Below are 23,999 nucleotides of genomic sequence, written 5' to 3'. Positions count from 1 at the left end.
AATCATGAATGGAACCGACAGACGATAGTGACGCCATCTGTCAGTTTATGAATAAAAAAGTGTGATACTCGCGCAACACCGTCGTCAGAGGAACACCGTTAACGTGCATCCCGCACTGACGCTGTGAATCCCAGCGCGTTCAGGCAATCTGCGCTGTCAGCATCGGCGCAGATAACATGGAGTGACGACCATTCGCGTCGTTCCTGATAATGTTTACGCAGGTGATCGAATTCGCCTTCCTGATGCGCTACGTGGCGCAATAACGCATCGTCTCGGCGCACATCATACACCAGATGCACCAGACGTTTTAGCAGCGCCTCATCCAGCGGTGCGGTCAATGTCACTTCGGCATACTCTGGCGCAGGCAAAAGCGACGAAAGCGCCACCTGCTGCGGGGTTCCGATAAACTCGCTCCACGCCTCAAACACCTGCGTGGTGCCGCGCGCTTTTCCTTCCAAGGTATAACCGGCGATATGCGCTGTACCGATGTCTACCCGCGCCAGCAAGTCGGTCGATAACGCAGGTTCCGGCTCCCATACGTCAAGAATGACGCTGAGTTTTTTACCCTGTTGCAGCGCCTCAAGCAGTGCAGCATTGTCCACTACTGGGCCACGACAGGCGTTAATCAGAATACGTCCGTCCGCAAACGCGTTCAGTACGGCGGCATCAACCAAATGGTGAGTACGGTACGGGCCATCGAGATACAGCGGCGTATGCAGCGTCAGAATGTCAGCATCCCGCACCAGCGTGTCGAGCGGCAGGAAATCGCCCGCGTCACCGCGATCGGCACGCGGCGGATCGCACAGCAGCGTTTTCACGCCCCAGGCTTTCAAACGCGCATCCAGACGTCTGCCAACATTGCCCACGCCGACAATCCCTACGGTTTTATCACGCAGTTGAAAGCCATCGCGCTCGGCCAGCATCAGCAAAGAAGAAAAGACGTACTCAACTACCGCGATGGCGTTACAGCCGGGGGCAGCGGAAAACGCGATCCCGTTGGCGTTAAGCCAGGTGTCATCGACGTGGTCGGTGCCTGCCGTCGCGCTGCCGACAAATTTCACCGCCGAACCAGACAGCAGATCCGCGTTCACCTTCGTGACCGAACGCACCATCAACGCATCCGCGTTTGCCAGCAGATCGCGTGGCAAAGGGCGTCCCGGCACGGCCTGTACTTCCCCCAGACGGCTAAATAGCTCACGGGCGTACGGCATATTCTCATCAACCAGAATCTTCATTGTCTTCTCCGACATCGGTAGCCAGCCAAAAAAAGCGGGGAGATATTTTGCCACCGAATGGTGCAGAAACCCAAGGCAATTACATGGTTGATAGCTATCCTGTGGCTCTGTTATGTTGTTTGCCATTGCCGCACTTGCCCCATTTTTATCGACCAGACTGGCAATTGGTGCGTTTTCCGTCTGGTCTGTTATGAGAAAAACAACGTTGAACGCCCTATTTCCCACCATTGCAGTCCTGATCTGGTCAATTAACGTCATCGTCAACAAGCTCTCCGCGAGCGTTATTGACCCGGCTGCTATCTCATTTTATCGCTGGCTTCTTGCGTTCCTCGTCATGACGCCGTTCATGTTGCCAACACTTCGCCAGCATGCAGTGGCCATTCGTCAACACGTCTGGAAACTGCTCGTGCTGGGTCTGCTTGGCATGGTGCTGTATCAAAGTCTGTCCTATTACGCGGCACACACGATCAGCGCCGTGATGATGGGAATCATGGGGTCATTAGTCCCGCTACTCACCGTCCTGCTCAGCATTCCTCTGCTGCGTCTGGCCCCCACACTGGGCGTCGTTCTCGGTAGCCTGCTGTCGCTGGTCGGGATTGTCTGGCTGATCGGTGAGGGACATCCAGAACAGATTTTGGCGCAGGGCATCGGCCCCGGTGAATTCATGATGTTTTGTGCGTCGTTGTCCTATGCGCTCTATGGCGTGCTGACCAAACGCTGGAGTATCCCGTTGCCTAACTGGGTGTCGCTCTATGTACAAATTGCCTTTGGCGTCGTCGTACTGATACCAAACTTCCTGCTGACGGACAATGTACAGCTCAATGCCAACAATCTGCCGCTGGTGATTTTCGCTGGCATCATGGCTTCAATCCTTGCACCTTTTCTGTGGATTCAGGGGGTTATGCGTCTGGGAGCCAGCAAAGCCTCTATCTTTATGAACCTGACGCCGATCTTTACGGCGATGATCGCGATTGGCTTTTTGCACGAGCCTTTGCACCATTATCATCTGGTCGGTGGGGGCATCACGCTACTCGGCGTGATCCTCGCCCAGCGCTTGCGCATCCCACTAGGGCGCAGCTCATAAGCTACTCCATAAGATTAGTGCCGTTTTAGGCGACGCATGACTATCGGCCGTCACGGGAGATTGCTATGATTCATTTCAATCATGACGGCAGTGAGGATAACCGATATGCAACCTGTAAGTGGCCCAGGTGCCCCGCTGCCCGGCGAACGCTCGGTTACGCCGACCACCACATCGTCAACCTCTACATCATCAGCTAACGCCGCAGGTTCATCCAACGGCGATCGACCGCTGACGCTGGCGCAGCGCACGACGCTGGAAAATCTGGTGCTTAAAGTTGCCGCGCTGACCACGTCAAAGGCAACGGAAGTCTGGACGACGGTAAAACAGGGATTAGGGCTGGCAGAAAATAATGAACTGCTGTCCCGCCACTACCAGCCTGCAGAGCAGATACTCCAGACGCGTTTAACGCAGGCGCAAGATAGCGGTGGCCGTCAACAGCTGCTTCAGCGTCTGACCGATATGCTGTCTCAGGGAAATAATCGTCAGGCAGTCAGCAATTTCATCCAGCAACAGTTCGGTAGCACCACGCTAAGCGCGCTGACTAAAACGCAGCTACAGCAGGTTGTTACGCTGCTGCAAAACGGGCAAATTCCGCAGTCAACGACATCAACCACCGCGTCGCAAACCGCTCAGGCAGCCAACTCGCCCGATCGTCCGCTTTCTCCTGCGGAACAGCGCGGCTTGAATCAGTTAGTCACCCGGTTAGCGACCATGACCGGGGAACAGCCTGCAAGGGTGCTGAACAATCTGATGATGATGCAGAATCTTAGCCCGGGCGACGCCATCCCGTTAAAACATCTGCCGCTGATCACGCAGTTCCTGCAAGCGCAGGTTGAGCTGCAACAGACGCAGACACTACTGCGCGCCACCCCGCCAGCGCCGCAGGGAACACCGACAAATGCAGGCACGACAGGCGCAGCGTCAGAACCGCTGACAACCAACACCACCAATACGGCTAACGCGAATCCATCATCGGCAGCAAATCTATCATCACAGTCGCTACCGACACAGAACACACTGCTTTCCCCGAATCTCGCCCCGTTGCAGGCTTTGCTACAACAGCCTATGACCGCGCAGGAACAGCATTTATTGATGGATTACACGCAGAATCGCTTCAATATTGGATTACAAACTCCGCTGACACCGATGCAGGTTAGCGATCTGCTGACGTTCCTGTTTACGCAGCGCATTCAGCGTTCACAGGAAACGGATTGGACCACGACCTCACAGTTGCTGCATCCGCTGTTTAACCCGCTGATTGCCTCGTTGCCGCTCAGTTGGCAATCCCTGTTCCATAAACCGATGTTTCTGGTGATTGTCAGCACCTGCGTGGCTGCATTTTTGCTTTGGGTATTGATCTAAGCGCCAATACCGGTAAGACCGGACTTATCGCTCATGCCCATCACCAACAAAATCATCCTCAACCAAACCAGCGCCAACAAAAAACCCCGCTGGCGCAAGCCGCGGGGTTTTTATTTATTTCAATAAGAACGTTTCAATGAGAACGTTTGAATGATAAACCGATTATTTGTCGAGTTTTCTCATTACCAGCGTCGCATTCGTACCACCGAAGCCGAAGCTGTTAGACATCACCGTGGTCAGTTTACGTTCCGTCGGCTCAGTCACGATGTTCAGGCCAGCAGCCTGCTCGTCCAGATTTTCCACGTTGATGCTCGGTGCAACAAAGCCGTGTTCCAGCATCAGCAGTGAGTAAATGGCTTCCTGAACGCCAGCTGCGCCCAGAGAGTGACCAGTCATCGCTTTGGTCGCAGAAATAGCTGGCGAGTTGTCGCCAAACACTTCGCGAATCGCCCCCAGTTCCTTCACATCGCCAACCGGCGTAGAAGTACCATGAGAGTTCAGGTAATCGATCGGCGTATCCACACCGTTCATCGCCATCTTCATGCAGCGAACCGCACCTTCACCCGATGGAGCAACCATATCCGCGCCGTCAGACGTCGCGCCGTAGCCGACCACTTCCGCGTAGATATGCGCGCCACGCGCCAGTGCGTGTTCCAGTTCTTCTACGACGACCATACCGCCACCGCCTGCAATGACGAAACCATCGCGGCCGGCGTCATAGGTACGGGACGCTTTTTCTGGTGTTTCATTGTATTTGGTCGACAGTGCGCCCATTGCATCAAATTCACAGGCCAGTTCCCAGCACAGCTCTTCCGCGCCGCCAGCGAACACGATGTCCTGTTTGCCCATCTGGATTTGCTCAACCGCATTACCGATACAGTGTGCAGAAGTCGCACAGGCAGAGCTGATGGAGTAGTTCACACCGTGAATTTTGAATGGCGTTGCCAGACAAGCGGATACCGCAGAACCCATGGATTTGGTCACCACGTAAGGGCCAACTGCTTTCAGGCCGCGCGGGCTACGCATCGCGTCAGCACCGAACACCTGATAGCGAGCAGAACCGCCAGAACCGGCAATCAGGCCAACGCGTGGGTTATTCTGATAAACCTCATCAGACAGCCCGGAATCTTGAATCGCCTGCTCCATGGATAAGTAGGCATAAATCGATGCATCACTCATAAAACGCACAATTTTGCGATCGATGAGGCCAGTGGTGTCCAGTTTGACATTCCCCCAGACGTGACTACGCATGCCGGAATCTTTCAGCTCTTGAGAGAAAGTAATGCCCGAGCGGCCTTCCCGCAATGATGCCAGAACTTCCTGCTGGTTATTACCGATGCTTGATACGATCCCCAGGCCAGTAATCACTGCACGTTTCATGTAATACCTCTTCTTCCACTTATAGAGTTTGGGATTTCGCTTCGCACTTTAGCGTACAGTTGTAAGCTGAACAAGTCCGATCAGCCAAACTATCGCGAAATCATTGCTAAATTTGCGCCACAATATTCAGCCCGATAGAATCTCATCATCACTTGAATAATGAGCTTTTTGTCGTGACCAACCTCCCCATCCAACACGCGTCGTTAAGTTGGAACGCTCAGGGTACACCTGTATCGCAACAGTTTGATGACGTCTATTTTTCGAATCAGGATGGGTTGGCAGAAACCCGTTATGTGTTTTTAAAGGGCAATCAGTTTCCTGAGCGTTTCACCACGCATCCGCGCGCAGCCTGTGTGATAGCAGAAACCGGCTTTGGCACGGGCCTGAATTTTCTGACTCTGTGGCAAGCATTTGCCGACTTTCGTCAACAGCAGCCACAGGCGACATTGCGACACCTGCATTTCATTAGCTTCGAGAAATTCCCCCTGCGTCGGCATGATTTGGCTGCCGCACACGCACAGTGGCCGGAGCTGGCCGCATTCGCGGATGAACTGCGAGAGCAATGGCCGCTACCGCTGCCGGGCTGCCATCGTCTGATTCTGGCGCAAGGCACTATCACGCTCGATTTGTGGTTCGGTGACGTTAACGTCTTACTGCCTGAACTGGATGATACGCAGAACCATCAGGTCGACGCCTGGTTTCTGGACGGCTTCGCGCCCTCCAAAAATCCAGACATGTGGACGGATGATCTGTTTCAGGCAATGGCACGTCTGTGCCGTAAAGAAGGCACATTCGCCACCTTTACCGCCGCAGGCTTTGTGCGTCGCGGTCTGCAACAGGCAGGGTTTCAGGTCAGCAAAATCAAAGGATTCGGGCAGAAACGCGAGATGCTGAGCGGCATCCTTCCCGATGCGCTTCCGGTCACGTCGCTAACACCGTGGTACACACGCCCCGCCGCCAGCACGACTGACGATATTGCGATTATCGGCGGCGGCATCGCCAGCGTGCTCACCGCACTGGCGCTGCAACGTCGCGGTGCAAACGTCACACTCTACTGCGCGGACGCACAGCCTGCCACAGGGGCATCCGGCAATCGTCAGGGCGCGCTATATCCTCTGTTGAATAACCGGCACGATGCGGTGTCCCGTTTTTTCTCCCTCGCCTTTGACTTTGCTCACCGCAGTTACACCGCGCTGGCGCAGCAGGGTTTGGAGTTTGAGCATCAGTGGTGCGGCGTCAGCCAACTCGCCTGGGATGAAAAAAGTGCGCGTAAAATCGAACAGATTCTGCAAGGCGAATGGCCGGAAGAGCTGGTCGTTAGCGTGGATGCACAGCAGCTGGAAAATCAGAGCGGCCTGAATCCCGGCGTAAACGGCATCACTTATCCTGACGGCGGCTGGCTGTGTCCGGCAGAGCTGACGGCTTCTGCGCTGAAGCTGGCAGAGCAAAACGGTCTGTCGGTACAGATGAGTACCGCCGTTTCCGCATTAGAGAAAACGGACGGCGGCTGGGCGCTCACCCTGAGCACCGGCCAGCAGGTAAACCATGCGGTCATGGTGCTGGCAAATGGTTATCACATTACCGCCTGGCCACAAACCCGCCATTTACCCGCCTACGCCGTACGCGGGCAGGTCAGCCATGTTCCGACCAACCCGGTGCTGGGGAAGCTCAAACAGGTCTTGTGCTATGACGGCTACCTGACGCCAGTGAGTCCGCAACATCAAACGCACTGCATCGGGGCGAGCTATTTACGGGGCGAAACACATTGTGATTATCGGGAAGACGAGCAGCAAGAGAATCGCCAGCGATTGTTGAATTGTTTGCCTGACGCAGACTGGGCCAAGACGATCGATGTCAGCGATGCGCAAGCTCGTCAGGGCGTCCGCTGCGCGCTGCGCGACCATCTACCGCTGCTTGGCGCCGTGCCGGACTATGAACAAACGCTGACAGACTATGAAGATCGCCTGCATCCTCAACACCGTGCCGAGGTGCCAAACGCCCCCTATTGGCAGGATCTGTTTATCATCGGTGCGTTAGGCTCACGTGGCCTGTGCTCCGCCCCACTCGCGGCAGAAATCCTGGCCTCGCAGATGTATGGCGAACCGCTACCGCTGGATCGCGACACGCTCGCCGCGCTAAACCCGAATCGATTCTGGATAAGGAAACTGCTGAAAGGTAAGCCTGTAGCGAAAGATTAATAAACTATCTCTTCACAGACAAACGGCCTCTTGTGCACAAATGCCACGACTTATAATGGTTTTTACCAGAATCCGGCTTAAAAAATTATGCAGCGGTGAGCTTGACCGCCGAGTGAGCGGCAGGACGCCGCGAAAGCCAGTGCCGCGTCGGGAACGCGTCACTGGCGGCTCGACTAGCGGTCAGGAATACCGATGGCACCGCGCAGCGGCATAATTTAGCCGGAAGCCTGGGTTCGCAGGGCGGCGGCGACTGAGCGCCCTGCGTCGGGCGCGTATACGGTATCGCATATGAATAGCGGCGGTGTAACGCACGAAACTGTCTCTGAGTCGGCATAGGAATGTAACTGAGAGACAGTAGGTAGGGAGCGGCCATAACAAGTTCAGCTAAACTCGCTCTGAATTAATTCAAGCTAGTGCGTACTATTCTGCGCCTGTTGGAACAAGCGTTCCCACATCCCGTTAACCAGCACCTGATCCGGCGGTGACAGCTCACCGTTTTTGATGGCGTTATTAATGCTGTCGCTAACGCGCAGATGCAGTGCTTCAAGCGAATGTTCACCGTTTTCTTCCGCTTCTGCCACCGACACCGTCAGATGACCACGCAAATAGCCGCCAGCAAACAGTTCGTCATCGCTGGCATGCTCTACCATGTCATCAATCAGCGCCAGAATGCGCGTTTCAAATTCTGCGATCATTTCTTATCCTCAAATTTTTGCGATTCCCGCGCATCACAGATCGGCTGGATACGGGAAGCTCGCCGCCGTCAGCGGTGGCGTATTGTAAAACGATTGTAATGCACGAATAAAGCTGGCCGGACGCGCGGGAATCCCTTCTTCCAGATACTGCATCACTTGCGCATGCACGCGCCGCTGGAAATCAATACGGTCCGGTTCGCAGTCGCCGTTCAGGTTGTCGCAGCTGACGTTAAACGGAAAGCCCGCAGCAACACAGAACAACCAGTCGAAAGCCTGAGGTTTGATTTCTACCACCTCAAACTGACTTTGCGTCGTGGCATCGCGGCCATCCGGGCAGTACCAGTAGCCGAAATCGACCTGCAAGCGCCGCTGGGCACCAGCAATGCACCAGTGAGAAATCTCGTGTAGCGCGCTGGCATAAAAACCGTGGGCAAACACAATCCGGTGATACGGAATGTCATCATCCGCTGGCAGATAAATCGGTTCATCGTCGCCTTTTACCAGACGGGTATTGTATTCATCGCCAAAGCAATCATTAAAAATATCAATCAGCTGTTGATAATGGTGCGTCGTAGTCATGTTATCTGTTGTTATCATCATTTGTTGTCATAAAAACTGTCCCAGCCAAACGGCAATCTCGTGCCCATGGCTGTCATAAATCAGCTTGCCACTCATGACGGCGGAAACCAGCACCAGCATAGGACGAATCAGCTTTTGCCCTTTCGTCATCACCATTTTGGCTCCCAGCCGCGCGCCGAGGATCTGCCCAATCAGCATGACGCCGCCGACCACCCAAACCACTTTCCCGCTGAGCATGAAAAACAGCAGCCCGCCGAAGTTGGAGGTAAAGTTCAGGACTTTGGCATGCGCCGTCGCTTTGGCCAGATTGAAGCCATACAGGGTGACAAAGGCCAGCGCGTAAAACGACCCCGCACCGGGGCCGAAGAAACCGTCATAAAAACCGACACAGCTGCCTGCCACAATCGCAAATGGAAGTGGCGACAGGCGACGCTGCCGATCTTCATCGCCGATTTTTGGCGTTAATAAAAAGTAGAGACCGATACCAATAATCAGTAATGGCAGCAACTGACGCAGAAAATCAGCATTGATCTGCTGGATCAGCCAGGCACCAAAAGTCGAGCCGGCAAACGTCAGCGCAATCGCCAGTTTCTGTTCGCCCAGATTCACCGCACGGCGACGGATGAAATACAGGCTGGCGGAAAAGGATCCACCGACGGCTTGAAGTTTATTCGTTGCCAGCGCCTGCGCCGGGGATAACCCCGCCGCCAGCAAGGCTGGGATCGTCAATAAACCGCCACCGCCTGCAATCGAATCAATAAACCCTGCCAGCGCCCCGACAAAAAACAGTACGGCCAGCATTTCTGGCCCAAGCACTAACCAGTCCATAATTATTTTTTATCTCGCACAGATAGTTACTCGTTATCTCGCAGCAAAATGTCTGTCGAGCAGTGCCTGACAAGACGGAGGCAACGGTGGCGGCGTAGTTTTTTCTGGAGCTTCGGTACTCGGCTGTTTTGGCTGGAACCAGCTGGTTAATTCGGCACCGCATCCGTCACCGACAGGTGGTTCGTCCTGATCCTGACACTCAAGGCTGTCCGCCGGGCAGCGCAGTCGCACATGCATATGCGCACGGTGTGCAAACCAAGGGCGAACTTTGCGCAGCCAGTCACGATCGTGGCCAGCTTCAACACACAGCTGTTTTTTAATCGCCGGATTGACGAAGATCCGCGTTACGTCGCTATCCAACGCAGCGGTTTTGATCAGGGTGGTGACTTCCGGTCGCCAGACGCGTGGGTTAACGTTAAGTCCGCTGGCGTTAACCAGGTCGATAGGCTGCGGCTTCAGTAACTGCTGCTCGCTCCAGCGCTGTCTGGGCAATTGCAGCCAGATGTCGACATCTAGCCCAGATTGGTGACTAGCGTGGCCGCTGCTGAAACGTCCACCGACCGGCATGCCCATATCCCCCACCAGCACATTACCGGAGGTCGTGCGCTTAACCTCGTTGCTCAGGCGGTGAATAAACGCCAGAAGATCGGGGTGACCGAAATAGCGGCGCTGATCGACACGCATCACCTGATAATCCAGCGACTGCAATGGCAGCGGCTGGGCACCGATGATACAGCCATTGGAAAAACTACCAATTGACTGCGGCGTACCCGCAACCGGATGCGCTATCTCCTGCCAGGGCGTTTTCGCCCACGCGGCGTTCGATAACAGCGGCGCGCTCAGTACCAGCGCGAGAACCCCGATTAACCCTTGTTTCATTATTTTTTACCAGCGAGGAACCTGACTGTTCACATCCCCACACTGTGCGCGTTGGCGCAGCAGGTGATCCATTAACACAATCGCCATCATAGCTTCGGCAATCGGCACCGCGCGAATACCCACACACGGATCGTGACGCCCGCGCGTGACCATTTCAGTCGCTTCGCCCTGACGGTTGATCGTTTTGCCCGGCACCATAATGCTGGAAGTCGGCTTCAACGCCAGATGTGCAACAATATTCTGGCCGCTGCTGATCCCGCCCAAAATGCCACCAGCGTGATTACTTTGGAAACCGTCCGGCGTAATTTCGTCTCGGTTTTCGCTGCCACGTTTGGTGACAACCGCAAAGCCATCGCCAATTTCGACGCCTTTCACGGCGTTGATGCTCATCAGTGCATGAGCCAGATCGGCATCCAGGCGATCAAAGACCGGTTCACCTAATCCGACAGGCACCGATTCCGCCACAACACTAACCTTCGCGCCAATGGAATCGCCCTCTTTTTTCAGCGCCCGCATCAGTTCATCCAAGGCTTCCAGCTTGTCGATATCCGGGCAGAAGAACGGGTTTTGCTCAACCTGTTCCCAATCTTTCAGCTCGCAGGTGACATCACCAATCTGCGACAGATAGCCACGTACCTTCACGCCATGTTGCTGTTGCAGGTACTTCTTCGCAATCGCGCCCGCAGCAACGCGCATCGCCGTTTCACGCGCGGAAGAGCGGCCACCACCACGGTAATCGCGCAGGCCGTATTTTTGCTCGTAGGTATAATCGGCATGACCGGGGCGAAAGACATCTTTAATCGCACCGTAATCCTGAGAACGCTGATCGGTGTTTTCAATCAACAGGCCAATGCTGGTCCCTGTCGTCACGCCCTCAAAAACACCGGACAGAATCTTGACCTGATCGGGTTCGCGGCGCTGCGTCGTATAGCGGGAGGTTCCCGGACGGCGACGATCCAAATCGTGTTGCAGATCCGCTTCCGTTAGCGGGATCCCCGGCGGTACGCCGTCAACAATACATCCCAGCGCAAGGCCGTGGGATTCACCAAATGTAGTGACGCGGAAAAATTGCCCAATACTGTTGCCTGCCATCACAACTCCTTCGCATGTGTTCTGTTTCTGCCTTACCGTCCGGCCAGATTCACCAACGGTAAGACTAATGAATATCGTTACGACCGTTTAATCACGGTAAGCGCTGAAATGCGCTTTGCAATCGACCAGCTGTGATTGCGTTAGCATAAACACGCCGTCACCGCCGTTATCAAACTCCAGCCAGGTGAACGGGATGTCTGGGTATTGATCGATCAGGTGCACCATGCTGTTGCCCACTTCGCAAATCAGCACGCCGTCGTCGCTCAGATAGTCTGGCGCGCAGGCCAGAATACGACGCACCAGATCCAGACCGTCGTTACCCGCCGCCAGCCCCAGTTCAGGCTCGAAACGGAATTCCTGTGGCAGATCGAACATATCTTCTTCATCCACATACGGTGGATTGGTCACGATCAAATCATAGCGAATCGCCGGTAAATCGCGGAACAGGTCAGAACGAATCGGCGTCACGCGGTATTCCAGACCGTGCTGCTGAATATTTTGCTCGGTTACCGCCAGCGCATCGCTGGAGATATCGACCGCATCGACTTCCGCTTCCGGGAACGCCTGAGCGCAGGCAATCGCAATACAGCCGCTGCCCGTGCACAGATCCAGAATATGGTTTGGCGTTTTTGGCAGTTGCTCATCAAAATAATTATTGATCAGCTCACCGATGGGAGAGCGCGGCACCAGCACGCGTTCGTCCACGTAGAATTCCAGGCCGCAGAACCAGGCCTTGTTGGTCAGATAGGCGACCGGAATACGCTCATTGACGCGGCGGATCACACGTTCAACAATGCGCTGCCGTTCGCTGGTGATCAGACGGGACGTGTACATATCTTCAGGAATATCGAGCGGCAGATACAGGCTAGGCAAGACTAACTGTATGGCTTCATCCCAGGGATTATCCGTCCCGTGACCGTAATAGACGTTGGCTGCGTTAAACCGGCTGACAGCCCAGCGCAACATATCCTGAATGGTATGAAGTTCACTGACGGCCTCATCGACGAAAATTTTGTCCAAGGGTGTCCTCCGCAGACAGTTCTGAATGACAAATTGGCGCTTAGTTTGCCATGAAGCCCGCGACAAATCAGCAGATATAACCGACTGAACGCGCTCCGATACAGACTTTTATTTAGCGACAGCGGGGAGACAAGGTAAACTGATCGAATGTTGGCGCAAGATGAATGAAACATGAGTAATAAATATTCGCTGAACGACGACGAATTGCAGCTTTTTCGCACGTCAATCACTGGCACAAAAAAGTTGCGTCAGGATACCTATACCCACAAACCGCTGCGCAAAAAACCGGGTGAATTACCCGCCAAACGGGCATTGCAGGAGCAGGTTGATGCCAGTTTCTATTTTTCGGATGAATTTCAGCCACAGTTGGATGCAGAAGGCCCGACACGCTATGTCCGCCCGGGTGCCAGCCACTATGAATTGAAGAAGCTTCGACGGGGTGATTATTCACCGGAGCTGTTTCTGGATTTACATGGCCTGACGCAGCTTCAAGCGAAGCAGGAACTGGGCGCGCTGCTAGCGGCCTGTCTGCGGGAGCACGTTTACTGCGCCTGCGTGATGCACGGGCACGGCAAACATATCCTTAAGCAACAAACGCCGCTCTGGCTGGCACAACACCCTGACGTGCTGGCTTTTCATCAGGCTCCGAAAGAATTTGGTGGGAATGCCGCGCTGCTGGTGTTGGTGGCACTAGAGGCGCCTTCGCTTGAATAAGCTCGCTCTTCTTCAAAAAACGATGAGGCGTGTAAGTTCATTACACGCCTCATACCGTATGAATTCAGGAGTTTGGGGCTAGTCGTATCAGGATTTCGCGTTCAACTGGGCCGGGCTGACTTGCCAGTGCAGAACGCCATGACCAGACTCCGCATCCACCTGCACACAGGCAATAGCGGATGTGGCGAACATCGGCGCAGTTTCATTCTGGCATAATTCGGCAACCAGATAGCCCACCAGCGGTAGATGCGACACAACCAGAACCGCCCCCACGCCTTCCCTCGCCAGCGTTTGCAGATAATAGCTAACTAGCTGGGCATCCCCACCGGGCGTCAGCTCATTCAGGCAATCCGCTTCTTCCGGCAGCGGCAGCACTTTTTTCACCACCTCGAGCGTTTGCTGGGCGCGCAAATAAGGGCTCACCAGAACGCGCTCAATATCGATATTTTGCTCATTCAACCAACACGCCATCTGACGGGATTCATCACGACCTGCGTCGCTCAATGGCCGAACAGCATCACTCGCTGCATCAAGTACCGCATCACCATGACGCATTATCAACACTTGCATATTACACCGCTATGTTAATGAAATATATGATATATCCTCATACTTAATGCTGTATGAGCATTGGCTTTGCTGCCTCTTTGGCATACCTGCAATAGAAGCCATAGATAAAGTAGATACCCTAAATCATTCAAGTATGACGGGTATAACCGCTTTATTGTTGTAGGTTACCTGAGTTTCTCGCTATGTAAACTCACCAGAGATCAGGTTTTGGTAGAAAAACGCATTATCTCCGCTTCCCACCCACGGGTTTCAACCCAAAATGTGGCAGAATACTGTTATAACATTAACCATTCTCAAGGCGCGTTTTTAGCGGATCCGTCGCCAACGAGTCAATAATAGTAATGTATCAGCAGAGTCATCAGGTTCACTCCGACTTCCCCCCTACATCATTAATTACATGATAAATAAAAAATTTCATAAACACACGGCAGAATCGACCCACTCAAAATACATAACCATATCTTTATAATGGCCATTGTAAATACTTACAATAAAATCAAAAAATAGGATACAGAATTCAGTAACGAACAAAAAATCAGAATAAAATACTGATAAAATCAAAAATGTCGATTTCTTGTACTTTTTTAACGCATATCAATTTTTGTGACATTGTTAAAAAACCACTCTGGTTCTATCTTTATCTTAAATAGCACTTTTCTTTACTATTCATTTTTTATAAACAAGGTAATTACACAGAATATAACGTCATATAATAAAAATAGATTGCTCTTCTATTTATGGACGAATGTGCAATTCAGGATAAAGTCCGAAGAATTTCTCTGTTATTTATATGTTCGAAATTATTCACACCACGGAAGATAAAATAAGTAATACGTTTTCTTGATAGCATGACCTTAACCATACGGAACGTACTGAAAGTAATAGCGATATCTATTTCAGTAGTGCGACATTTTTGTGTCAGTGGCTTAGACGTTCAGGAAAAAGAATACATGCTCTGTGTTTTCCCGATCGGTTAATCCATGCCATATAAATATCCGTACTGATTAAAACGACTCGTTATGATTACTTTTGTAATAGTCATTCGTGACGAGCAGTTTTCACGGAAATAAATGCGCTTTCGTGAAGACATTTTCGATGAAAATAAGTTAGAGGAATATAAAGGAATCGTTATGAATTCTAAACGAATAACATTACCTATTCTGGCTACACTTTTCACCACATTCGGCTTTTCCCACACCGCAAGCAGCGTGACGATTAACGGCCAGATCCCCGTATCCTTAACGATTACTGCCGCCTGTACTATCAATAACGGAAGCGCGGGCCAAAGCGGCATATGGGGTACGATTAATTTTGGTTCCCATTCCGATTTGACCGCCAATATTGATAGCCAGTCCACCAGTGCGGGAGGCAGCGGGATTACGGTCACGTGCTCTGTTGGCACCCCTGCCACGCTGAACATTGGCGCCGGGCTGAACGACAGCGGCGCACTGCGCAGACTCGCACCAGGAACGGGCACGTATAACGTCCCTTATCGTTTATACAGCGACAGCAACCGTAGTGCCGAGCTTACGGCTACGGGGAGTACAGGTATTGCGATTGTCGCCACTGGCAACCCGCAGTTGGTTCCGGTCTATGCCCGCATTCTGCCATCAGACCAGACTGTTCTGTCACCCGTTGCGGGTTCTTACACCGACACCGTCGCAGCAACTATCGTATGGTAATTTTTTACAGGCCGACATGCTCGTATGTCGGCCTTTCTAGGGTCATTGATCCACAAAAAAGGAGCCGTTATGTCACCACATCTCATACGCGATGCTGCGTTTACTGACTACGCCACGTCGCTCCTTTTGACTTCAGACGTTTCTCGTGTCGCCGTTCAATTTACGTAACCGCTGGTATTGCGATGCGTTTTTCGTCGGTTCTGATTTTGCCATTTCTGCTGTCGGGCACCATTGTCCCTACGGTAGCGATAGCGCTCACCGTGAGCAGCACATTTGATGTCATGGCAACGATACAAAAAGGCTGTGTTTTTGGCACCAGCACGGCAAGCAGCCAGCCCAACATGGGTACGCTGAATTTTGGGACGCGCAGCGCCACGGCGACCAACGTGGATATCGCCAGCACCAGCGGCGGTGGGTCAATTATCGCGACCTGTACGCCAGGCATCAGCGCCGTTATTGAACTGAGCTACGGCACCAATGGCGGTGACAGCACACAACGTTATCTGAAAAATACAGCAGGAACGCGCCTGTTGGCTTATCAGCTCTACCGCGATGCGGCACGCACACAGGTATGGGGAACGGGAGGTCTGGCACTCAACATCGCCTCTTTTCCGGCCACAACCCAGACCTACACCGTCTATGCCCGCTATTTTGGCGGCACGCCTCTTCCTCCCGCAGGGGTTTATACCGATAACGTGACCGTCAGCCTGACTTATTAAAAACAAAACAGGGTGAACACAGGATGAAAAGGAAAATGACGTTTTTTATTCGGGCAATGGTCTTTTTATTAAGCGGTTTCGCCTCGTCTTGCTTTGCCGCCAGCTCTATTCTTGTTTGGCCGATCTATCAGGTTATTGAGTCCGATGAGAGCAGCTCGGCGCTGTGGCTGGAAAACAAGGGGAATGCACCCGTCGGCTTGCAAATCCGCATCATGTCGTGGAAGCAGATAGATTTTCAGGATCGTTATGCCGAGCAAAGTAACGTCATTGCCACACCACCGTTCATGACGCTGGAACCGGGTAAGCGCAATATGGTGCGCCTGATTCGCGTCAACCCCGCGCCTGCCAATACCGAGCAGGCTTATCGCATCATCGTTGATGAAATTGCCGCTCCCAACCAGCAAAACTCACCACAGATGGGTCTGCAATTCCAGATGCGCTACCTACTGCCGTTGTTCCTTGATGGTGCAGGTGTCTGGACGCATATTCGCCCGGGTAAACGGCGTGCCAACGCAGAACCAACGCTGCCCGAGCTCAGTTGGCGAGTCAGTGCGGTTGGGGGGAAAAACTATCTTTATGTCCGCAATCGTGGTGTGGTCCATGCTCGTCTGAGTAACGTTTATTGGTCAGCCGACCAAAGCGGGAAAGGAAGCCGGGTAAAGGTAACCGACGGCTTTTTAGGCTATGTGCTACCGGGGCAAGAGATGCGTTGGCCGTTGCCTGCGGGCGCATCTACACCGGGTGCGGCGATGCAGCTCTTCACCAACCTGATCGATATCACCGATCCCATTTTGATTAAACGCGAATGATGGCTCGGTTAACGGCAGAAGCGTGTCTATTGGCCATGAAGCTATGGTGAAACCAGGTATGAAGTGCAAAACCGTTGCCTTCCCCCTGCTCATATACGCTCCATTTGCGCTGTTTTATTCTGCGACGATTCTCGCGGAAGACTATACCGATCTTCCCGCGCCCCCCAGCACCATGCCCTCGCTCAGCGAGTCCGTTTATTATTTAACGCTTTCCGTTAACGGACAGAGCGATAACACGGTTGTCCCTGTCACGTATCGTGCCGGGAGCTATTATGTGGATGCAGCAACGCTGCGTTCGAATCACATCCGCTTACCAGAGCAAAGTACGGGGCTGGTCAATGTTAGCGCTCTGCCAGAGGTGACTGCCGATTACGATCAGGCCATACAGCAGCTAAAACTCACTGTGCCCACACTCTGGCTACCAGAGCAGTCCATTGAAGGCGGAGGGCAAGACATGGCACGTATCCCCGCCCGCAGCAGCCCCGGATTGTTGTTCAACTATAACCTTTATTACACTTCATCCCGCGGCAATGCAGATTCACTCAACAGTTGGATGGAACAGCGCGTTTTCAGTCCCTATGGAACCTTATCCAACACGGGGATCTACTATTTCACGTCGAGCGGCAATACTGCACAGCAAGGTGACTATCAGCGTTTCGACACCTATTGGCGCTATAACGATAACGAACGCATGCTCACCTATCAGGTTGGCGATCTGATCAGCAACTCCCTGACGTGGAGCAACTCGGTGCGCATGGGTGGCCTACGCATCGCTCGCAATTTCGCCCTCCGCCCGGATATCGTGACCTATCCGATGTTGCAATATACCGGTACGGCTGCCGTACCCAGCACGCTGGATCTGTTTATCAACGGCTATAAAGCGAACAGCACCAGTCTGAATGCTGGCCCCTTCACCCTTACGAATACGCCTTACCTTAACGGCGCAGGGGAAGCGACCGTCATCACCACGGATGCTCAGGGGCGGCAAGTTTCCACCACGATCCCCTTTTACGTCTCCAACTCGTTGCTGAGGGAGGGATTAAGTGATTTCGATCTGTCCGTTGGCGTGTTGCGTCAGGACTATGGGGTAAAGAATAACGCCTATACTGACGATCCTGCCGTTAGCGGCATCTATCGCTACGGGTTAACCAATAAACTGACGGTATCGGCGCATGGCGAAGCGGTACAGGATCTCTATCTGCTCGGCGCAGGGGCGGATTTTACCATCGGCCGCTGGGGCACACTGAGTTCGTCCTACAGCCAGAGCGAAAAAGAAGCCACCGGGCACCAATACACTACGGGCTACTCCTACTACACCTCCGCATTTGGCCTGAGTTTTCAACACGCTAAACGCAGTGAAGCCTACCGCGATTTAACCGCCGTCCTCACGGAAGGTCGCCTCAGCCGGGAAAGCTATCAGGCAACGCTCAGCAGCCAAATCTTCGGTGAAGGCAACGGCTCATTCGGCGTGGGGTATTTCGATATCCGTACGTACGATTCAACCCGTACCCGCCTGCTGAATTTCTCTTTCAGCCGTCAGGTCTGGCAAGACAGCTCTATTTACCTCGCCTTTAACAAAGAACTGGGAGAAAACGGCTACAGCGCCCAGATCCAGTTCGTGATGCCTTTTGGTACAAACGGCAGCATTAATGCCGGCGTTCAGCGCGATAGCAATGGCGATTATTCACCGCGTGTCGGAGTGAACCGTACCGTGCCGACAGAAGGTGGATTAGGCTGGAACGCCGCGTATGGCGCAGGAAAAACCCCTTATCACCAAGGCTCGCTGAACTGGCGCGGCCCTTATGCCATGCTTGCCGGCGGAACGTATGGTAATGAAGGAAATACCACGCAGTGGGGGGAACTGAGCGGCTCGCTGATCTACATGAACAGCGGGCTTTTCGCCAGTAACCGTATCAACGACGCTTTTATTGTGGTCGATACCGAAGGATACCCTGACGTCCCGGTAAAATATGAAAACCAACTGGTGGGTAAAACCAACAAACGCGGCCATTTACTCGTGCCGTGGGTCGTGTCCAACTACCCCGCGAAAGTGGAAATCGATACGTTACAACTGCCAGCCAACGTCGCCACCCCACAGGTGGAATCGCGCGTGTCGGTCAAAGAAGGCAGCGGCACTGTCGTTACGTTCCCCGTTCATGCCGTGCGATCCGCCAACATTAAGCTGCGCAATACGGATGGCAACCCGCTCACCATCGGCACCTGGATAACAGACGACGTCAGCGGCGACACCACCATCAGCGGCTACGATGGTCTGGTCTATTTCACCAATCTGGGAACGGCTAACCGCTTACGCTTTAAACAAGAGGACGGGCGGCTTTGCCGGGTGGAATTCTCACTACCGGAATCACAGACCATGATGGCGGCCATCGGCCCGCTGACCTGCCAGACTGACTCAAAAGGATAAAAAGATGCTGACTCCGATACCGAAAATCCAGCACTTCTCCCCCGCTAACCGGCGAGCGGCCCGTTGGCTATGTCTGGCTTTCCTGCTGATGGCGCTGTATTACGCGCCCGTTAGCTACGCCGCCTGCACGACGCCACCAAGTTCCACTACACTGGGGCCTTATGCCTCTTCCGTTGTCGGTGTTAACGGCACTCCCCAGATTGTGACATCGGGGAGTGGATTCCGCTGTACGGGGAGCCTGCTGAGTTTAGCCAGTACCAATACCATCACCGCGACGATACAGAGTGATAGCAACCCGAGCGGCACTACCATGCGGATGCGCAGGGGGACGAGCACAGACTATGTGCCTTACAACCTGTGTATGGATTCTGGCTGCGGTACGCTCTATAACATTAACTCGACCTATACCTGGACCCGAACGACCTTTCTGGACATATTAGGTCTGTTTAATTCCACTGACGGCACGATACCGATCTATATCCGCACCAGTATCGGCAACAACGTGGCGGCCGGGACCTATACCGATACGGTAACCATCAAATGGGATTATGAACTTTGTTCGCTGGGGGCACTCGGTCTTTGTGTTTACGAAAGAGGCTCAACCACTTCAACCCTCAATATCACCATGAATATCACTAATGATTGCCAGATCACCAGTGCGCCGAATGTCAGTTTTGGTATTGCGGCGTTTCCCGCCGATTTCGCGGCGGTCAATAATAGCCTCGGGGTTCGCTGTACGCTGCTGGGAGCCTATACCGTCAAGCTGGTCAGCACCCACCCCGATGATGCCAACTGGCGTAGAATGACGGCCACCGTCGGCGGCACGCCTTACTATTTGCAATATCAGCTCTATCGCACGGGAAACATCGCCTGGACCGAGACCAACGATTACAGCGGAACGGGTACAGGGATTACGCAGAGTATCCCGTACACCGCCCGCATTAACGCCAGTCAGGCCAGCAAGCCAGAAGGCGCGTATAAAGATACCGTCACGATTAACGTCACGATCAACTAGCGCTCTGGTCTTCATCGGTTGGCGGATAAAACGTCCGCCGACCTTCCCGCATCGCGAGCAAACGTTCACAGGGTGCGAACCGATCGCCATACTGTTGTTGCAGCACCAGTAGCGTTTTCACGACCGTTTCCACCCCCAGACGATCCATATAGTGGAACGGCCCGCCGAGGAAAGGTGGGAAACCAATGCCAAATACCGCGCCGATATCGCCATCGCGGGCGCACTGGATCACCCCTTCATCCAGACAACGCGCGGCCTCATTCAACATCATCATCACGGCACGCTGGCTGATCAGCGCAGGATCAATATGGGCCTTCGCCGTAACATCCAGTAGCGGATAAACCGAGCAGTCTACCTCTCTGCCCGCGTGCCAGAAACGGCGCGTTTTATTGTATCGATAGAACCCTTTTCCATTCTTACGCCCTTTGCGCCCATCTTTCAGGATCGCATCAAACGCAGGTGGAGAGGTGAAGCGCTTGCCCAGTTCTTCACTCAGCACCGGCACAATTTTGGTCGCGACATCAATACCGACTTCATCAAGCAGCGCGAGCGGGCCGACAGGGAAGCCAAAGCGTACCAGCGCATAGTCAATCGATTCGATCGGTTCCCCTTCCAGCAGGCAATAAGCAGCTTCGTTGATATAAGGCGCTAATATACGGTTCACATAAAAACCGGCGCTATCACCCACGACGATCGCGGTTTTCCCCTGCTTTCTCGCCAGAGCCACCGTCGTTGCGACCGTCTCTGCGCTGGTGTGAGCGTGAGGGATAACTTCAACCAGCGGCATTTTGTCCACTGGGCTAAAGTAGTGCAGACCCACAACCTGTTGCGGACGGCGCGCGCCCTCTGCGATCTGGTGGATCGGCAGCGAGGAGGTATTCGATGCGAAAATCGTGTGCGGTGCAGCGTGCTCTTCAATCTCCGTTACCATTTGCCGCTTCAGCGCCAGATCTTCAAAAACGGCCTCAATGACGATATCTGCATGTTCAAAACCGCGGTAGTCCGTACTGCCGGAAATCAACGTCATCAACCGCTGGCGCTCCGTCGGCTTCATCCGCTTACTCTGAACACGTTTGGTCAGCAACTGCCAGTTGTACTTCAGCGCATGATTAATGCCCTGTTCATTGATATCTTTAATGCGCACCGGCAACTGCCCGCGCGTCGCCGTAACGCTAGCGATCCCACCGCCCATTAGCCCACCACCGAGAATACCGACGCGGTGGATCGGTTTCGCTTCAGAGGCCGCACCGGCGGTTTTCTTTAATGCATTGGAGGCAAAGAACAGATGGCGTAGCGCAGCCGATTCCGGCGTCATCACCAGTTTGCCAAACGCTCGCGCCTCGTGCCGATACCCTTCCTCACGGCCTTTTTCTATACCTCGACGCACCACCTGAATGATTTTTTCCGTGGCCGGATAGTTGCCGTGTGTTTTCGCACGCGTTTTGCGTTTCACTATTTTGAACAGCACATGGCGAATGCCCGGACTGCTCAGCAGACGAGAACGCCAGCCCAGCGGCACCGCTTTGCGTTTTCCTTTTTTGAGAATCTCGACCGCCGTCTCCAGCAGGATATCGTGCGGGACGGCCTCATCAACCAGCCCTTGTCGTAACGCCTGACTCGCACGGAGGTGGCGACCGGTCAGAATAAGATCCAGCGCGCTATCCAGACCAATTAACCGTGGCAACCGCTGCGTTCCACCTGAACCGGGAAGAAGGCCAAGCTGCACTTCCGGTAGCCCTAGTACAGTTTTTTCATCCAGCGAGCAGACGCGATAGTCGCACGCCAATGCCAGCTCCAGCCCACCGCCCAGACAGGCACCGTGGATCGCGGCCACCACGGGGAACGGCAGCGCGGCCACCTGATCGAACGTTTCCTGCCCTTGCTTCGCCAGATTCTCTGCCTGTTCGGCGCTGCTGCACTGATTCAACATGGTGATATCCGCCCCGGCGATAAACGAATCAGGCTTGGCGGAAATAAAAATCAGCCCCCTGAGCGTCGCATGCTGCCGCGCCAGCTCGAAGACCGAAAGAATCTGTTCTGCAAATTCGCTCTTTAGCGTGTTCACCTTCTCGCCGGGGACATCAATGCAAATAACGCCGATATTGTCCGGCCGAATCGTTAGGGAAAAGGCTGAGGGGATTTCCGTTACGGGCGCTGTTTTTTCCGTTGCAGACGATGTTGTCACGGAGAAAGGCTGTTGATCGTTCATGGCGTCACCTCCAGTACCATTGCCGCACCCAGCCCACCAGCCGCGCAGGCGGTGGTTAATCCCAACCCGCCGCCGCGACGACGCAGTTCATTCAGCGTTTGGGTAATCATCCTCGCCCCGGTGGCAGCAAAGGGGTGTCCATAGGCAATGGATCCCCCCAACACATTGAACTTGTCACGATCCACCTCGCCTAGCGCAGCGTTTCTACCCAGTTGATTCCGGGCGAACTCATCGCTGGCAAACAGTTTGAGATTTGCCAACGTTTGGGCGGCAAAGGCTTCGTGCATATCAATAAGCGTCAGATCGCTCAGCGTCACGCCGGCCCTTGCCAACGCCAGCGGGGAGGCGTAAGCCGGCCCCAGCAACATATCACGCTGCACGCCGATGGCGCTGAATGCATAGCTGCGCAGGTAGCCCAGCGGCGTGAGCCCCAGACTTTTGGCCTTAGACTCACTCATCATCAATACCGCCGCCGCACCATCCGTCAGCGGCGTACTGTTCGCCGCCGTGACCGTACCGTGTCGGCGATCGAACGCCGGGCGTAAGCGGGAATATTGATCCAGTGCGGAATCATGACGCACATTGTTATCTTCGCTCAGCGCCTTGTCATAAGGTGGGACGTAAGCCGTCATGACTTCATCGCGCAGCACGCCGGATTCCCAAGCCTGAGCCGCCAGCTTGTGCGAGCGGTGCGCCAGTTCATCCTGCTCTTCACGCGTGATGCCGTAGGTTTTTGCCATTTGTTCGGCGGTATCGCCCATGCGCAATCCGGTAGAATACTCCGCCACGGCGGGCGCAACCGGTAGCAGGTCTTTCGGGCGCAGGCCGCTTAACAGTTTCAATTTCTGGCTCAGTGTCCGAGCCTTGTTCATATCCACCAGCGTTCTGGCCAACGCTTTGCTGACGCCAATCGGCAGCACGGAAGAGGAATCCGCCCCGCCAGCAATCCCGACTTCCACCGTACCCGCCATAATGCTTTCCGCCACGTTGGCGACTGCCTGAAAGCTGGTAGCGCAGGCGCGCGACACGCTATAGGCATCGGTATGCACACTCATGCCCGTGCCGAGCACGATCTCTCGGGCGATATTCGGCGCTTCCGGCATTTGAACCACCTGCCCAAAGACCAATAGCTCGATCAATTCAGGATCGATCCCGGTGCGAACCAGTAATTCGCTGGTGACGAGCTTCCCTAATTCGATGGCAGGTACACCATGATAGGCCGTTGCCTGCCGGGCAAATGGGGTGCGTAATCCGCTCACGATCGCAATGCGATCGCCACGGCGGGTTATCAGAGGTAATACCTCGCTCATAAACGCTCCTGTTAACCGAAAATATTCCCGTTAACTAAAAATAAAGTACGCGTACAACAGGTCAGACCTAATTTCATTGTTAACCAAATAGTTACATTACGCAAAGCTGCGCAACACAAAAGTGTGACCTTTTGCGTTATAACTTTTTGCATTAATAAGTAATAAGCAGGAGTGAAAACAGAGAGATTTGAAGG

Annotated in this window: 20 protein-coding genes; 9 read left to right on the top strand and 11 right to left on the bottom strand. The window is 53.8% G+C overall.

All coding sequences use genetic code 11. The features are described from left to right. Positions 1 to 98: 98 nt before the first annotated feature. Entirely contained in the window at positions 99 to 1,235 is a 1,137-nt protein-coding gene (gene pdxB / locus BUB06_RS12125; protein WP_039471292.1) for a 4-phosphoerythronate dehydrogenase PdxB, read from the bottom strand. Between the two features lie 112 nt (positions 1,236 to 1,347). Here pdxB and BUB06_RS12120 point away from each other — a divergent pair, with 112 nt between their 5' ends. After that, positions 1,348 to 2,319 carry a DMT family transporter gene (locus BUB06_RS12120; RefSeq protein WP_039471290.1) on the top strand — a complete coding sequence of 324 codons (972 nt, stop codon included), beginning with the start codon at positions 1,348 to 1,350 and terminating at the stop codon, positions 2,317 to 2,319. 105 nt (positions 2,320 to 2,424) lie between these two features. Then, positions 2,425 to 3,681, top strand: coding sequence for a flagella biosynthesis regulator Flk (gene flk / locus BUB06_RS12115; protein WP_039471289.1), 1,257 nt, complete (start codon positions 2,425 to 2,427; stop codon positions 3,679 to 3,681). Between the two features lie 162 nt (positions 3,682 to 3,843). Here flk and fabB read toward each other — a convergent pair whose 3' ends face one another. Next, positions 3,844 to 5,061, bottom strand: coding sequence for a beta-ketoacyl-ACP synthase I (gene fabB, locus BUB06_RS12110; protein ID WP_039471287.1), 1,218 nt, complete (start codon positions 5,059 to 5,061; stop codon positions 3,844 to 3,846). A gap of 173 nt (positions 5,062 to 5,234) precedes the next feature. On the opposite strand from fabB, the gene mnmC reads away from it, so the two are divergent. Beyond that, on the top strand, positions 5,235 to 7,259 hold the full coding sequence (mnmC, locus tag BUB06_RS12105; protein WP_039471285.1) for a bifunctional tRNA (5-methylaminomethyl-2-thiouridine)(34)-methyltransferase MnmC2/FAD-dependent 5-carboxymethylaminomethyl-2-thiouridine(34) oxidoreductase MnmC1: 2,025 nt from the start codon (positions 5,235 to 5,237) through the stop codon (positions 7,257 to 7,259). Positions 7,260 to 7,669: 410 nt separating this feature from the next. Here the strand turns inward: mnmC and BUB06_RS12100 are convergent, their stop codons facing one another. From BUB06_RS12100 to prmB, 6 genes are all read right to left on the bottom strand, one after another. Beyond that, complete coding sequence (locus BUB06_RS12100) at positions 7,670 to 7,954, bottom strand: YfcL family protein (RefSeq protein WP_039471283.1); 285 nt, start codon at positions 7,952 to 7,954, stop codon at positions 7,670 to 7,672. 33 nt (positions 7,955 to 7,987) lie between these two features. Continuing rightward, positions 7,988 to 8,533, bottom strand: a complete 546-nt coding sequence (locus BUB06_RS12095; RefSeq protein WP_039471281.1) for an elongation factor P hydroxylase — start codon at positions 8,531 to 8,533, stop codon at positions 7,988 to 7,990. Between the two features lie 27 nt (positions 8,534 to 8,560). After that, positions 8,561 to 9,361, bottom strand: a complete 801-nt coding sequence (locus BUB06_RS12090; RefSeq protein ID WP_010298556.1) for a sulfite exporter TauE/SafE family protein — start codon at positions 9,359 to 9,361, stop codon at positions 8,561 to 8,563. Between the two features lie 33 nt (positions 9,362 to 9,394). Then, entirely contained in the window at positions 9,395 to 10,240 is an 846-nt protein-coding gene (gene mepA, locus BUB06_RS12085) for a penicillin-insensitive murein endopeptidase (protein ID WP_039471279.1), read from the bottom strand. A 6-nt stretch (positions 10,241 to 10,246) separates the two neighbouring features. Further along, complete coding sequence (aroC, locus tag BUB06_RS12080) at positions 10,247 to 11,332, bottom strand: chorismate synthase (RefSeq protein WP_039471277.1); 1,086 nt, start codon at positions 11,330 to 11,332, stop codon at positions 10,247 to 10,249. An 87-nt stretch (positions 11,333 to 11,419) separates the two neighbouring features. Beyond that, complete coding sequence (gene prmB, locus BUB06_RS12075; protein ID WP_039471275.1) at positions 11,420 to 12,352, bottom strand: 50S ribosomal protein L3 N(5)-glutamine methyltransferase; 933 nt, start codon at positions 12,350 to 12,352, stop codon at positions 11,420 to 11,422. 171 nt (positions 12,353 to 12,523) lie between these two features. Between prmB and smrB the strand changes: the two genes are divergently transcribed. Then, the gene (gene smrB, locus BUB06_RS12070) at positions 12,524 to 13,066 is read left to right on the top strand and encodes an endonuclease SmrB (protein ID WP_039471272.1); all 543 of its coding nucleotides are present in this window, start codon (positions 12,524 to 12,526) and stop codon (positions 13,064 to 13,066) included. A gap of 87 nt (positions 13,067 to 13,153) precedes the next feature. Here smrB and sixA read toward each other — a convergent pair whose 3' ends face one another. Then, positions 13,154 to 13,636 carry a phosphohistidine phosphatase SixA gene (gene sixA, locus BUB06_RS12065; RefSeq protein ID WP_010298566.1) on the bottom strand — a complete coding sequence of 161 codons (483 nt, stop codon included), beginning with the start codon at positions 13,634 to 13,636 and terminating at the stop codon, positions 13,154 to 13,156. A 1,130-nt stretch (positions 13,637 to 14,766) separates the two neighbouring features. On the opposite strand from sixA, the gene BUB06_RS12060 reads away from it, so the two are divergent. The 5 genes from BUB06_RS12060 to BUB06_RS12040 all read left to right on the top strand — a co-directional run bounded on the left by BUB06_RS12060 (position 14,767) and on the right by BUB06_RS12040 (position 20,286). Further along, positions 14,767 to 15,318: a Csu type fimbrial protein gene (locus BUB06_RS12060; protein ID WP_039471926.1), complete on the top strand. Its 552-nt coding sequence runs from the start codon at positions 14,767 to 14,769 to the stop codon at positions 15,316 to 15,318. Between the two features lie 182 nt (positions 15,319 to 15,500). Next, positions 15,501 to 16,037, top strand: coding sequence for a Csu type fimbrial protein (locus tag BUB06_RS12055; protein WP_039471270.1), 537 nt, complete (start codon positions 15,501 to 15,503; stop codon positions 16,035 to 16,037). Positions 16,038 to 16,072: 35 nt separating this feature from the next. Then, positions 16,073 to 16,846 carry a fimbrial biogenesis chaperone gene (locus tag BUB06_RS12050; RefSeq protein WP_039471268.1) on the top strand — a complete coding sequence of 258 codons (774 nt, stop codon included), beginning with the start codon at positions 16,073 to 16,075 and terminating at the stop codon, positions 16,844 to 16,846. A 58-nt stretch (positions 16,847 to 16,904) separates the two neighbouring features. Next, the gene (locus tag BUB06_RS12045) at positions 16,905 to 19,271 is read left to right on the top strand and encodes a fimbria/pilus outer membrane usher protein (protein WP_039471924.1); all 2,367 of its coding nucleotides are present in this window, start codon (positions 16,905 to 16,907) and stop codon (positions 19,269 to 19,271) included. A gap of 4 nt (positions 19,272 to 19,275) precedes the next feature. Further along, positions 19,276 to 20,286, top strand: a complete 1,011-nt coding sequence (locus BUB06_RS12040; RefSeq protein ID WP_039471266.1) for a Csu type fimbrial protein — start codon at positions 19,276 to 19,278, stop codon at positions 20,284 to 20,286. Here the strand turns inward: BUB06_RS12040 and fadJ are convergent. Beyond that, positions 20,279 to 22,495, bottom strand: a complete 2,217-nt coding sequence (fadJ, locus tag BUB06_RS12035) for a fatty acid oxidation complex subunit alpha FadJ (protein WP_039471265.1) — start codon at positions 22,493 to 22,495, stop codon at positions 20,279 to 20,281. The two genes, BUB06_RS12040 and fadJ, sit on opposite strands and share 8 nt — an antisense overlap. Further along, the gene (fadI, locus tag BUB06_RS12030; protein WP_039471262.1) at positions 22,492 to 23,805 is read right to left on the bottom strand and encodes an acetyl-CoA C-acyltransferase FadI; all 1,314 of its coding nucleotides are present in this window, start codon (positions 23,803 to 23,805) and stop codon (positions 22,492 to 22,494) included. The genes fadJ and fadI overlap by 4 nt, the downstream gene beginning before the upstream one ends. Positions 23,806 to 23,999: the final 194 nt, after the last annotated feature.

The organism is Pectobacterium carotovorum, assembly GCF_900129615.1.
Taxonomy (GTDB): domain Bacteria; phylum Pseudomonadota; class Gammaproteobacteria; order Enterobacterales; family Enterobacteriaceae; genus Pectobacterium; species Pectobacterium carotovorum.
The sequence above is the reverse complement of the archived record's forward strand: the minus strand, read 5'-3'. Positions and strand labels throughout refer to the sequence as shown.